At 38.5% G+C, this 12,806-nt stretch carries 12 protein-coding genes; 9 read left to right on the top strand and 3 right to left on the bottom strand.

The window, feature by feature from the left end:
• Window positions 1–6: 6 nt before the first annotated feature.
• Complete coding sequence (locus H4J63_RS02425; protein ID WP_010554066.1) at window positions 7–261, top strand: hypothetical protein; 255 nt, start codon at window positions 7–9, stop codon at window positions 259–261.
• Window positions 262–307: 46 nt separating this feature from the next.
• Here H4J63_RS02425 and H4J63_RS02420 read toward each other — a convergent pair whose 3' ends face one another.
• The 3 genes from H4J63_RS02420 to H4J63_RS02410 all read right to left on the bottom strand — a co-directional run bounded on the left by H4J63_RS02420 (window position 308) and on the right by H4J63_RS02410 (window position 5,256).
• Complete coding sequence (locus H4J63_RS02420; protein ID WP_024599138.1) at window positions 308–1,660, bottom strand: hypothetical protein; 1,353 nt, start codon at window positions 1,658–1,660, stop codon at window positions 308–310.
• A 104-nt stretch (window positions 1,661–1,764) separates the two neighbouring features.
• On the bottom strand, window positions 1,765–4,209 hold the full coding sequence (locus H4J63_RS02415) for a TonB-dependent siderophore receptor (RefSeq protein WP_182194322.1): 2,445 nt from the start codon (window positions 4,207–4,209) through the stop codon (window positions 1,765–1,767).
• 621 nt (window positions 4,210–4,830) lie between these two features.
• A complete protein-coding gene (locus H4J63_RS02410; RefSeq protein ID WP_182194319.1) occupies window positions 4,831–5,256 on the bottom strand; it encodes a hypothetical protein in 426 nt (141 codons plus the stop codon).
• Between the two features lie 339 nt (window positions 5,257–5,595).
• On the opposite strand from H4J63_RS02410, the gene ccoN reads away from it, so the two are divergent.
• The 8 genes from ccoN (at window position 5,596) to H4J63_RS02370 (ending at window position 12,789) form a co-directional block, all read left to right on the top strand.
• The gene (gene ccoN / locus H4J63_RS02405; RefSeq protein ID WP_007585649.1) at window positions 5,596–7,029 is read left to right on the top strand and encodes a cytochrome-c oxidase, cbb3-type subunit I; all 1,434 of its coding nucleotides are present in this window, start codon (window positions 5,596–5,598) and stop codon (window positions 7,027–7,029) included.
• A gap of 12 nt (window positions 7,030–7,041) precedes the next feature.
• A complete protein-coding gene (gene ccoO / locus H4J63_RS02400; protein ID WP_024599141.1) occupies window positions 7,042–7,716 on the top strand; it encodes a cytochrome-c oxidase, cbb3-type subunit II in 675 nt (224 codons plus the stop codon).
• Between the two features lie 5 nt (window positions 7,717–7,721).
• Window positions 7,722–7,907, top strand: a complete 186-nt coding sequence (locus H4J63_RS02395; RefSeq protein WP_010554061.1) for a cbb3-type cytochrome c oxidase subunit 3 — start codon at window positions 7,722–7,724, stop codon at window positions 7,905–7,907.
• A complete protein-coding gene (locus tag H4J63_RS02390) occupies window positions 7,904–8,938 on the top strand; it encodes a c-type cytochrome (RefSeq protein WP_182194317.1) in 1,035 nt (344 codons plus the stop codon). The genes H4J63_RS02395 and H4J63_RS02390 overlap by 4 nt, the downstream gene beginning before the upstream one ends.
• 148 nt (window positions 8,939–9,086) lie before the next feature.
• Window positions 9,087–9,578, top strand: a complete 492-nt coding sequence (locus tag H4J63_RS02385) for a FixH family protein (RefSeq protein ID WP_076923819.1) — start codon at window positions 9,087–9,089, stop codon at window positions 9,576–9,578.
• Between the two features lie 7 nt (window positions 9,579–9,585).
• Window positions 9,586–11,961 (top strand): heavy metal translocating P-type ATPase, encoded by a 2,376-nt coding sequence (locus H4J63_RS02380; protein WP_182194314.1) that lies wholly within the window; start codon window positions 9,586–9,588, stop codon window positions 11,959–11,961.
• A complete protein-coding gene (gene ccoS / locus H4J63_RS02375) occupies window positions 11,958–12,125 on the top strand; it encodes a cbb3-type cytochrome oxidase assembly protein CcoS (protein ID WP_002963071.1) in 168 nt (55 codons plus the stop codon). Before H4J63_RS02380 ends, ccoS begins: the two co-directional genes overlap by 4 nt.
• On the top strand, window positions 12,118–12,789 hold the full coding sequence (locus tag H4J63_RS02370; RefSeq protein WP_024596434.1) for a sulfite exporter TauE/SafE family protein: 672 nt from the start codon (window positions 12,118–12,120) through the stop codon (window positions 12,787–12,789). Before ccoS ends, H4J63_RS02370 begins: the two co-directional genes overlap by 8 nt.
• Window positions 12,790–12,806: the final 17 nt, after the last annotated feature.

Genomic DNA, 12,806 nt, shown 5'->3' with positions numbered 1-12,806 from the left:
ATAACAATGAAAAAACTCCTTATCATCGCAGCTACATTAAGCCTTGCGGCTTGTTCTAAAGTAAGCCTTGAAAGCTACGAAAAAATTAAAGTAGGTATGGATAAGACTGAAGTGGAAACCATTTTAGGCAGTGCTGATAACTGTGTTGAAAAAACACTGCATACTAATTGTGTGTGGGGCGATGAAGCGAAAAATATCGAGATCACGCTAGTGTCAGACAAAGTAACTTTATATAGTAAACATGGTTTAGCTAATAAATAAATTTAAAAAAGGACTGATTTTATCAGTCCCTTTTTTATTCTTAAGCTTACTTTTTCGAGTAAATGAGCTCAATATTGACGATTTTACTGCGATTTAACGTTATTTTATAGCGTTGGTAAAGTGTTCTATCTTCCTCAGTCAGCACAAGCACCATGTTAAGTTGGTAGCGCCGCTCAACCGCCTGTTTAGATATTTTATTACTGTCTAAATGATATAACTTCCCTTCACCACGTTTTAAATAACGCGCAAATGGCGCAAGACTAAATTGCAGAGTTTGTTGCAAGGTATCGTAACCAGGTAAAAATTCTTTTGCACTTACACGCGTTTCACTCGCAAAATGTAACCACTGCGCAGCTTGTTTATTTTGCTGTCGACGTTTTGAAAATATAGATTTTACTTCTTTAGGGATTTTTTTAAAGCGTGTGTATTCAAGCCAAATTAGCTGACTCGCTATTTTGTCTTTGGTAATACTATTTTTAAAACTAAATCGCCACTTGGGTCGCCCTTGTACAATAGCTCGCCAAATCATACGCGTAATATCTTCTTTAAATATCTCACGCAGACCGTAAATAACCCCCAAAATTAAAATAAGCGTCGCGGTGACTTCAGTAAACGTTGAGCGAGCATTAAGTATCACAACCATCACAAATGCCATTATAACGGCTGTTACCGTGCCCTTAACTAATCGCTTAAGGTAGCTATTAAGAAACCGCGTTTGGCGTTGTAATATAACGCCATGCTCAATTAAGCGTTGTAGCAAGCGCATTTTATTTGTTATTCGATTAGCGTCTTGCATTGTGGTTTCAGAATTATAGTTTTTGTCAGCCCGGTACGCATTTTCGTTTTTACAAAACTGCATTAAATCGTTACGTTCTTTTGCATAATCGCTACTACGGGGGCCTTCATCTAAAAGCTTTAAAAAAGATTGCTCAACATGCCAACTTAAATAGTTATCAGCATTGGTAAAAAATGGCAGTAGCTTTTCGTCATCTGGCGTATAACGGCGCAGCTTTTTTAAAAGCCCTTCACTTTGTTCATATACTTCGTTAGCACGTTTATAAAAATCTTCGGCTTCGTCAATTTTTAACGCGTCTTTTATATCGGCATCAAGGGCTAAACGCACTTGATAACAAAATAAGTTAAGATTTTGACGATAATCTTGTTGCTCACCTTTATTTTTACTCACAAAGCGGCTTCGCACTAAAGGCAGGTGTATATTATTCGCGTTATACGCTAAATGGGATTTGAAGTGGTTATTAAAGTAAGATTCTTCGGTAAGCGTTTGCGGATTAATCCCCATTTCATTAGGGATAGAAAAATACAGATCTATGCGCTGCTCAGAACGAGGAGTTAGTTCTGGCTCAATGACAAAAGATAAGTTTTCATCTTGTTTTAACAATCAGTTCTCCTTCTAAAATATCGTTTTAGTGTACTTGTCTCCTTTGTTTTGTTCAATAAAAAAGGCCCAGTAAATACTGAGCCTTAATACGATTAATGTGCTAGTTAAAACTTGTAGTTTACACTTGCAAAAATACGTGAACCAATTACATCGTAAACCTCAGGAACTGTACCCATATCGTTACCGCCTAATACTTTCTCAGGCTCTTTATCGAAAATGTTGTTCATACCACCAGTAAATCTCAATGCATCATTCAAGTTATAGCTCATTGAAATATCGTGGTAAATAATGTTGTCAGTACTAAAATTTTCGCCGTAGTATTCACCATCCATTCCACGAATGAATCGTGCGTTATAGAGGATGTTTAATGAATCAGTAAGATCGTAATTAACTGAAAGGTTCGACTTTATTTTAGAATAGCCACCAAAGTTGCCATCGATAGTACCTGTATAATTAATGTCATCTTCTTCAAACTTAATTAGATAAGTAGTATCAAGGTTTATACGGTATCTATCACCCGTGTAACTAACATTCCAATCAACCCCAGATGTTTTTTGAGAGCCAACATTAGTTAGTACAGAAGTTAAGTTAGATAAATCGCCAGCTTGAGTCACTCTAATTGATGAACATGAATCTGTATCGCCTTCAAAACAAGAGTTCAATTCATTCTGAACATCCAAGCGGGTAATTGCATTAGTAATATCAAACTTCCAGTAATCTAAAGTACTTGATAAGCCATCAGTAACTTCCCAAACCATACCAAAAGTGAATGAACGGCTTTCCTCTGCTTGTAGGTCATCATCACTTGCACGGTTTACAAGTATTTGAGCATCTGTAGCATTTTCCCATGGATCTGATAAGTAATCATAAGAACCTGAATTTCCGCCAAATAATTCAGCAACATTTGGTGCTCTAAAGCCAGTAGCTAATACAGAGCGCACCATAAATTCATCAGTGACATTCCAAGTGGCACCTAGTTTCCAGGTAATTTCACCACCAAAGGTAGAATAATTATCGTAACGAGCCGCACCTTCTAATGATACAGACTCCAAAACTGGTATTGATGTCTCAAAGTAGACTGACTGTACAGAATAGTCGCCATCTGTAGAATCCTGCTGTGCTGAAGAACTTTCGCCTAATTGAGTAATTAAATCAGGGGTATAAAAACCACTTTCAAAACGGTTTTCAATACCTATAGCATAACCAATATCACTTTCTGTTACATTGCTGTATCCAGCAGAAAGAACGAACTGCTCATTGCCGCCCTCATTATTGGCCATAAATATTGAATTATTAGCTGTTAAGAAGTTGCGTTCTAGAGGTTCGCCACTAAACCAAATATCCTGATTAGCATAAATACTTTCTTCTACTCTGACAGCGTTAATTGAATTTTTTACGCTATCCTTAGAGTCATTTCGCCCATAAGTTGCACTTATATCCCAACTAGCATCATTATCCAAAAGACCTTGTAAAGATACTGAAGCTCTGTAAGTGTCAGTTTCTTGTTCATAGAGACGAGGACCAGCATCAGCCATTCTTCTTTTATATTCTAATGTATCAGCTAGCGTACCATTTTCAGAAAATGAATTGGTATATTTAGCATTAAGTCTATTGGTTTTTAAATCGATACTTGTCGGTTGCGGCGCTAATTGCTGCGATGATTCACGACGCGTATACATTAAATCGATATTTAAAGTTGTATCTGAATCAAGTTCAGTATCGTAGCTTGTAAAAAGACTATACAAGTCATTGGGTGTTTGCGCATAACTAGATGTAGTGAAATCATAAGAAGTCGTTCGATCTTTAAAACCACCATTACCATCTGCAGTTTTACCACCTAATGTACCTTGTGGTATCCAAGATGACTGCCCTGCATCCACAAAGCGCCGATCAGATTGAATTATTTCTCCCCGACCAGAGTACTGAGCGCCAACGACAAAGTTACCATCCGCTACCTGCATACCGTGGAGTATACTAAAACCGTAATTATTGCCGTCATTCTTTGTTGTTCTACTACCATCAATATTGAGTTCAGTGCCTTCAAAATCTTTTTTAGTGATGATATTTACAACACCAGCTATGGCATCAGAACCATATACTGCAGACGCACCATCTTTTAATATCTCAATAGACTTGATCATCGCAACTGGAATGGTATTCAAATCGACAGAAGAATCAGCGCCAGTACCAGATGACACCATTCTGCGACCGTTCAATAAAACTAAGGTACGTTGAGAGCTCATACCACGTAAGTTTACTGTTGCAGAACCACCTGAACCGTTATTACTAGTACCACCTAAGCTTGTACCTGCAACTGAAGGTTGATTTGAAAGTACATCAGCAACTGATGTATAACCACTTTTGGTAATAAAATCATCACCAATGACGGTAATAGGGCTTGACGTTTCCATATCAGTGCGATTAATACGAGAACCCGTCACTTGAATTTTTTCGATTGATTTTGCAGCTTCGTCTGCCGCTAAAACTTGCACACTAGAGAACATTGGGATCGCTGCAATGACAGCTAAACCAAGAGTTGATTTTTTCATGAAAGAACCCTACTTGTTGAAATTTACCTTTATTGGTAATGCTCACTTGTTATAAGAATAGTGAGTTAAGCGGGCAACTTAGGCGCCTTTAACTGAACGAAAACTTAATAACTGCTTGTTTTATATACCACAACAAAATAGAACAACTTTAATAGGAACATACGTTACAACTTGTTTCATTGTTAACAAACAAATACACCTTTATATCAACACCTTGAATTAAACTTAGCCCTTAATCAATACAGGTGAAATCAAAGTACATCACTTTGTAATTAAATGTAATTAACTGAACCGTGTACCAAAAACAGACAAATTAACAACTTAATCACAACACATTATTAAAACCGCAAAACTAAATATTAATTAATAACCATATTTATGCATACTTGGCGCTTAAATAGTCTTATTTAGCCATTTTAGAAGGTTTTTTGATTAGATTTTTTATTCATTCACAATTAAAATTGAACTTTTTGAGAGCACTTATTCACCATTGAAGTTTTATCGGTATAAAAACCTAAAAAGGCAATTTTATTGATCTTGTCACTCAAATAATCGTATGTATAAGAAAGCGAACTCACATCAAAAATGCAAAGCTGTATACAATAGTTTGTAGCCGCAACTTTAATAAGTTACGTAAAAAGAATAATTGAGAGTTTGTACTACAGAAGTGGCATTATCTTTAACGGTTAGCTCTAAATTCCAGAGCATATTTTGCTCAGAACAAATGCCAACCATGGTATTGCTCTGCCACAGGCCATTATGTTTATTAAATTGCTGAGGAATGTAACCCATATACATAGTAATGCCTTTGAGCTTGGCATCTTCAATTGTAATATTTGTTGGTAAATCACTAAAAATAGTAAATGGGGTTTCGGGAGAAATAGTTTTCTCGCTTAACCATACTTTAACATCATTTGAAAAAGTACAAGGCAAATTGGCTGTGCATGTGGCATTTTTTAGAAATTTTTCATCTGTATTTTTGGAAAAATCACACGCTGTTAATAAAAGAAATACCGCGGTGAATAAACTTAACCTATATATAAGCATAACAATTTCGCACTAAAGAAAAGCAAATACTAATAATCGCGACTGCAAATAACAAGTGCGGGTGTTACTATTAAGCCAAATTAGGCACAAACTGTATCAAAAAATAAACAACAAGCTCACAAACATTGATTGATGTCATAATTTTATGTAATTGACCTATCTTTTTTAGGCCAAAAAATTTATCATTTCACCTGCAAAAAATAAGGGTTTCTCAAGTTTTTTTTCTGAAGCTTTCATGTATTGAAAGTTTTAGATAACACGCTTGAGAAAATAGTAGGCCCCACTTTTAAAGGTGGGTAATTCATTTCTAAACGCATTTATTGCAGCGGAAGCCAGAAAATGAGCCAAACAGTAGCATCACAAACTGAGTATAACTATAAGGTTGTACGCCAATTCGCTATTATGACAGTGATTTGGGGCATCGTTGGCATGAGTATTGGGGTTCTGATTGCTGCCCAATTAGCTTGGCCAGCACTTAACTTTGATACACCATGGTTAACTTACTCTCGACTACGTCCGTTACACACGAACGCAGTAATTTTCGCATTTGGTACCAGTGCACTTTTTGCGACGTCTTATTACGTCGTACAACGTACTTGTCAAACGCGTCTTTTCTCAGACAAACTCGCCGCCTTTTCATTTTGGGGCTGGCAGCTAGTTATTGTATTAGCAGTAATTACATTACCACTTGGTATTACTAGCTCAAAAGAATACGCAGAACTTGAATGGCCAATCGATATTTTAATCGCTGTGGTTTGGATTGTTTACGCTATTGTATTCTTTGGTACTTTAATTAAGCGTAAAGTGTCGCATATTTATGTTGCTAACTGGTTCTACGCTGGCTTTATTATCACTGTTGCAGTACTTCATATTGTAAACAGTATGGCAGTGCCTGTGTCGTTAACTAAATCATACTCAATCTACGCAGGTGCGGTAGATGCTATGGTTCAGTGGTGGTACGGTCACAACGCTGTAGGTTTCCTATTAACTGCTGGTTTCTTGGGTATGATGTATTACTTTGTACCAAAACAAGCAGGTCGCCCAGTTTACTCATACCGTTTATCGGTAGTTCACTTTTGGGCTCTAATTTCATTATATATCTGGGCTGGTCCTCATCACCTTCACTACACTGCGCTTCCTGATTGGACGCAAAGTTTAGGTATGGTTATGTCTATTATCCTATTCGTACCGTCTTGGGGTGGTATGATCAACGGTATTATGACGCTATCTGGCGCGTGGCATAAACTACGTACCGATCCAGTACTTCGTTTCTTAGTTGTTTCATTATCTTTCTACGGTATGTCTACGTTTGAAGGTCCTATGATGGCAATTAAATCTGTAAATGCGTTATCTCACTATACAGATTGGACAATCGGCCACGTACACTCAGGTGCACTAGGTTGGGTTGCTATGATTTCAATTGGTGCTATCTACCACTTAATTCCTGCGTTATTCGCGCAAGGTCGTATGTACAGCGTTAAATTGGTTAATACCCACTTCTGGTTACACACTGTAGGTGTTGTTTTATACATTGTTGCAATGTGGATCTCTGGTGTAATGCAAGGTCTAATGTGGCGTGCAGTGAATGCTGACGGTACATTAATGTACAGCTTTGTGCAGTCTTTAGAAGCGTCGCATCCTTTCTATATCATGCGCTTTGTAGGCGGTGTATTCATCGTAACAGGTATGTTAGTTATGGCTTATAACGTTTACCGCACTATTTCAGCTGAGAAAGAATCTCTGAAATTAGACGCGCAAGCACAATTAGCATAACGGAGTGAGATGATGAGCAAGAAAAATTCGCAAAACAAACATGAAATAGTAGAAAAGAACGTTGGCCTTATGGCTATTCTGACTGTTTTTGCTATTAGCTTTGGCGCACTAGTTGAGATCACTCCGCTAATGTTCCAAGACGATACAACTAAACCAGTAGAAGGCCTACGCCCTCTTAATGCTTTAGAAATGGAAGGCCGTGATCTTTACGTGCGTGAAGGTTGTTCTAACTGTCACTCACAAATGATTCGTCCTTTTCGTGATGAAGTTGAGCGTTATGGTCATTACTCTGTAGCCGGTGAATCTGTTTGGGATCACCCGTTCTTATGGGGTTCTAAACGTACTGGTCCTGATTTGGCTCGTGTTGGTAAGCGCTACTCGGACGACTGGCACTATGCTCACTTAGTTGACCCACGCGCTGTGGTTCCTGAGTCAAACATGCCAGGCTTTCCTTGGTTAGCAGAGAATACGGTTGATACCAGCCTTACTCTGAAAAAACTACAAATTTTCCGTGATACTTTTGCTATTAACCCAGAAAACCCAAAACATCCGGGTTTAGGTTATGGCAGCGACGAAGAGCTTCAAGCTGATGTTGATAAAGTTAATGCTATGAATGACGGCAAAGGCGCAACAGAAATACAAGCTCTAATCGCGTATTTACAGCAACTTGGCACCCACTTGAAGTAAAAATTATGGATTACGGAACATACAGAGGCATTTTGACTCTGGTAATTTTAGTATTGTTTATTGTGATTGTTGCATGGGCATATAGTAAGCGAAGCAAAACCCGTTTTGATAGCGCAGCTAATGCCATTTTCGAAGATGAAAAAAAACATGACAACACACTCTCTAACGAGGAAAAGGAGTCTGAAAAATGACTAGCTTTTGGAGTATTTGGGTTATTGTATTAACCCTTGCATGCTTATGCATCATCTTTGGCCTATTAGTTTGGAACTTAAAAAACTATGCTGGCGTAAAAGAAGGTGAAAGCTGTGGACATGAATTTGACGGCATTGAAGAGCTAAATAATCCACTACCAAAATGGTGGACTTACATGTTTTTCGCAACTTTTATTTGGTCAGTATATTACCTTGCAGCTTACCCAGGTTTAGGCAACTGGGAAGGTTTAGGTAAATGGACTAGTTCTAACCAAGGTATTACGTCTTTAGCTGAATCTAAAAAAGCAGTTGCAGAGGCCAAAGCAGAAGGTCGCTTTGTTAAACTTGATAAAGAGTATGAAGCTGCAGAAGAACGCTTCGGTCCTATTTTTAATAAGTTGGCACAGGTACCGGTTTTAGATTTAGTTAATTCTAAGTTTGAAGGTGATGCAGCGCAGCAAGTTGCTCTAGAAAATGGCGACAAACACGAGCAAACAGATGGTCAATTAGCCATCGAAATTGGTCAGCGTTTGTTCTCACAAAACTGTGCGCAATGTCATGGCTCTGATGCGCGTGGTGGTACCGGCTTTCCTAACCTAACTGATAAAGATTGGTTATATGGCGGAACACCAGACAAAATTAGAGAAACACTCCTTAATGGTCGTATAGCTGCAATGCCAGCTTGGGGTGATGCTCTTGGTGAGCAAGGCGTTAAAGAAATGACAGCACATGTGCTGAGTCTTTCTGGTCGTACTGTTAACCAAAAAGATGCAGCAGCAGGTGCAGCTAAGTTTGCAATGTGTGCCGCATGTCACGGTGCTGACGGTAAAGGGTCGGTTGCACACAACCTACCATTTGGCGCGCCTAACCTGACAGATAACATTTGGTTATACAATGGCTCCAAACGTGCAGTTGAAGAAACACTTAACCATGGTCGTGCTGGTGTAATGCCTGCATGGAAAGACATTTTAGGTGAAGAAAAAATTCACTTATTAACAGCCTATGTTTACAGTTTATCGCAAGATAAATAAGCATGCGGTTAATAAAATGTTTATAAATTAATTTATTTAATTCAATAGATTAATCCAGATCAAAAAAGCCTCCACTGTGAGGCTTTTTTTTAGTCTTTTACGTATAAATCCTATAAAATAAACCTCCCTAAACTAATTTAGAGCAACTATGCAACCTACTCCGTGGTATAAGAATTTTTGGCCTTGGTTTTTAATCTTTTTTCCGTTAGTAGCCATTATTGGCTGTATTAGCCTATTTATTACGGCAATAGGTAACGGTCCAGATATGGTTGTTGACGACTACTACAAAAAAGGTAAAGCAATCAACTTAGAACTTACTAAGTTTGAAAAAGCAAAAGCGCTTTATCTGCATGGCGGATTAAATGTAACCAATGAGCGCGTAAGCTTTAAATTTACAAAAGGCGACAGCAGCAATGTGCATGTATTAAAACTCTCTTTTTACCACCGCACAATTAAAGCACATGACTTTACCGCTACTCTAACCCCTAATGCCAATCAAGAGTTTACAGCACTACTTGATATGTACACACCAGGTGCCTACTCAGTATTTATTGAGCCTATAGATGGCAGTTGGAAAATGAAAGAAAATATAACGTTACCAACTGTACAAACTGTTTTAGTTACTCCTAATTATAAGTAGTATAACTATGTCTAACTCTTGTTTTCATTGCCTTGAAAATGTGCCAAACGGATTTAGTGCAAGCGTTATAATTGACGATAAAGCCCAGCCAATGTGTTGCATTGGCTGCCAAGCAGTTGCGCAAAATATTGTTGATCAAGGTATGACTGATTATTATAAATACCGAACTGTTCGCGCAGGCAAGGTTGAGCAACTGGTACCTGAGCAACTCGCATTTATAAAAAGTTATGACAACGAAGACATTCAAGACGAATTTATAGCCACTAACGACAATATCTCAGAGGTATTGTTGAGTGTTGAAGGTATAACCTGCGCAGCGTGTGCGTGGCTTATCGAAAAACAACTCTTAAACTTAAATACTGTAAAACGGGTTGATGTAAATACTTCCACCAACCGCGCGATGATCCAATGGGATAAAACCAGCACCCCATTAAGCGAAATTATTACTTCCTTAGCCAAAATTGGTTATAAAGCCTACCCATTTCAATCAGATACTGAAGCTCAACAAAAGCAACAAACTGCCAAAGCCTATATTCGCCGCTTAGGTGTTGCAGGCTTAATGACCATGCAAGTTATGATGTTTGCGTTTGCCATGTACTTTGGCATGTTTTCAGGTATGGACAGCAATTTTGAGCAGTATTTTAGATGGATCAGCTTAGTACTTGCCTCTCCGGTTATTTTATATAGCGCACTGCCCTTTTTAACCAACGCCATAAATGGCTTAAAAGCAAAACAGCTCAATATGGATTTACCCGTATCGCTGGCTATTTTTGGTGCGTTTGGCGCAAGTTGCTACGCCACATTTATGCAAGTCGGCGAAGTATATTTTGAATCTGTATGCATGTTTACCTTTTTACTTTTATTAGGTAAGTATCTTGAATTTAGAGCGCGTTTAAAAGCGAGCGAATTTACTGCTAACTTACAAAAATTATTGCCATTAACAGCCCGCACCATTAACGACAGTGGTGAAGAACTTATAATTGCAGCCAAAAAACTAAAACTTAATGACGTAGTACTCATTAAAGCGGGTGAAACAATTCCTGCCGACGGCGAGCTTATAAAGGGTAAAACTACGGTTGATGAATCAATGATGACGGGTGAACACCAACCCGTTACAAAATTTATCGGCCACAATGTCTACGCCGGTTGCGTTAACCACGACGGCGTTATTGAAATAAAAATTAATAAAATTGGCCAAAATACCCTTTTAAATCAAATTATCCGTTTGCAACACAACGCATTAACCAAGCGCCCTAAACTAGTTGAAATTACTGATAAAGTCGCACAGTGGTTCATAGCTTGTTTGCTTGTATTTGCTTCACTTACAGCGATCGGCTGGTACCAAATTGATCCTGAGCACGCATTTTGGATCACCATTTCGGTTTTAGTTGCTACCTGCCCGTGTGCGCTGAGTTTAGCTATACCCACCGCGCTTACATGTGCAGTGGCAACACTTACTCGAAAAGGCGTATTAATAAAACAAGCACATGTGCTCGAAACACTCTCACAAATCACTTTATTTGCATTTGATAAAACAGGCACACTTACGCAAGGTAAATTTAGCCTTGATGAAGTAGATATAATCGATAAACAATATACAAAAACGCAAGTGCTAGATATGGCAGCCATGCTAGAGCGTTATTCTGAGCATCCTATTGCCAGCGCTTTTGATGAAATCACGCCCGTTCATAACACTCTTGATAACGTTGAAGTACATCCAGGGCTAGGAATTAGCGCACAAGATACAACTCATCATTACGCAATTGGTAAAAGTGGCTGGTTTGATAGCAAAAAATCGAATGCACAAGCAAGCTTATATATAAATAAACAAGTTGTTGCACGTTTTTACTTTGTTGATAAAGTAAAAAACGATGCGAAAAAGCTTATAGAGTCTCTTCAATCGCAAAACTTAACGTGTCATATGTTAACCGGTGACGCGTCAGATGCAGGGCAAAAAGTAGCTAAACAGCTTAAACTTGAAAGCGTACAATCAGGATGTTCCCCACAGGATAAACAAACCGCAGTTGAGCAATGGTCTTCACAAAGCGAAGTGGTTGCTATGGTCGGTGATGGCATAAACGACAGCCCAGTATTTGCCAGTGCGCATTTATCAATTGCTATGGAAACCGGTGCTGACATATCAAAAAATAGTGCTGATGTAGTGCTTCTTAATAGCGATTTAGCCTCCATTGGTCATTTACTTAATGTTGCCAAACAAACCAGACGTATTATTAAACAAAATCTTGCGCTGTCTTTATTGTATAATGCTTCCATATTACCATTGGCAGCGCTGGGCTTAGTAGCCCCATGGATGGCTGTTATTGGCATGTCTGCCAGCTCAATTATTGTGATTAGTAATTCACTAAGGCTATTAAAGTTATGAGCATAATTTACATTTTGATCCCTATTGCCATTTTATTTGTCATTATTGCTATTGGCGTATTTTTTTGGGCCGTAAAAAGTGAGCAGTTTTCAGATTTAAACAAGCAAGGTCATAGTATTTTGTTTGAAGACGACAAAGAGCAACATAATAAAAGTAATGATTGACCCTCTTTATACCAGCGCATTTTTAATGGGCCTAATCGGTAGCGGTCATTGCATTGCTATGTGTGGCGGTATTGCAAGCTCATTACAACTGGCTAGTGACAAACGCAAAACATTTACCTATTCATTTGCCTATAATGTTGGACGTGCCTTGAGCTACATGGCAGCAGGCGCACTTGTTGCAGGAATTAGTAGTCAATTTGCAAGGCAAAATACGTCCTTTTCTTTAGCCCTTTCATTCATTGCTGCTATTTTTATGCTCCTCGTTGGCGTGTATATAATGCGCTTGGGCCCTACTTTGCAGTGGTTAGAAAGAATTGGCAAAACCTTGGTGTGGCAACACATTGTTAAACTAAATAAATATTTAATGCCTATCAACTCTCCTTTTAAAGCCCTAGGTTACGGTGCTTTGTGGGGCTGGCTGCCTTGTGGTTTAGTATATTCAGCGCTTACATGGGCGATGACTAGTCCTAGTGCTTTAGATGGTGCTTTAGTTATGCTTTGCTTTGCTCTGGGTACTTTTCCCGCGATGATCACGTTAGGCGTTGCAGCGCAAAAACTAAATACTATTATTAACCATCCATGGACCCGAATTGTATTAGGCAGTGTTATAATTTGGTATGGTATCTACTTATTGATTATTGCAACCGACAAGTTGGTACATTAATCTACACAATGTCGTGA

The organism is Pseudoalteromonas sp. 5Ae-yellow, from assembly GCF_014077565.1.
Classification (GTDB): domain Bacteria; phylum Pseudomonadota; class Gammaproteobacteria; order Enterobacterales; family Alteromonadaceae; genus Pseudoalteromonas.
The sequence above is the reverse complement of the archived record's forward strand: the minus strand, read 5'-3'. Positions and strand labels throughout refer to the sequence as shown.

Coding starts and splice junctions, on each gene's coding strand:
- H4J63_RS02425 (WP_010554066.1), top strand. CDS start 7: ATGAAAAAACTCCTTATCATCGCAGCTACATTAAGCCTTGCGGCTTGT.
- H4J63_RS02415 (WP_182194322.1), bottom strand. CDS start 4,209: ATGAAAAAATCAACTCTTGGTTTAGCTGTCATTGCAGCGATCCCAATG.
- H4J63_RS02410 (WP_182194319.1), bottom strand. CDS start 5,256: ATGCTTATATATAGGTTAAGTTTATTCACCGCGGTATTTCTTTTATTA.
- ccoN (WP_007585649.1), top strand. CDS start 5,596: ATGAGCCAAACAGTAGCATCACAAACTGAGTATAACTATAAGGTTGTA.
- ccoO (WP_024599141.1), top strand. CDS start 7,042: ATGAGCAAGAAAAATTCGCAAAACAAACATGAAATAGTAGAAAAGAAC.
- H4J63_RS02395 (WP_010554061.1), top strand. CDS start 7,722: ATGGATTACGGAACATACAGAGGCATTTTGACTCTGGTAATTTTAGTA.
- H4J63_RS02390 (WP_182194317.1), top strand. CDS start 7,904: ATGACTAGCTTTTGGAGTATTTGGGTTATTGTATTAACCCTTGCATGC.
- H4J63_RS02385 (WP_076923819.1), top strand. CDS start 9,087: ATGCAACCTACTCCGTGGTATAAGAATTTTTGGCCTTGGTTTTTAATC.
- H4J63_RS02380 (WP_182194314.1), top strand. CDS start 9,586: ATGTCTAACTCTTGTTTTCATTGCCTTGAAAATGTGCCAAACGGATTT.
- ccoS (WP_002963071.1), top strand. CDS start 11,958: ATGAGCATAATTTACATTTTGATCCCTATTGCCATTTTATTTGTCATT.
- H4J63_RS02370 (WP_024596434.1), top strand. CDS start 12,118: ATGATTGACCCTCTTTATACCAGCGCATTTTTAATGGGCCTAATCGGT.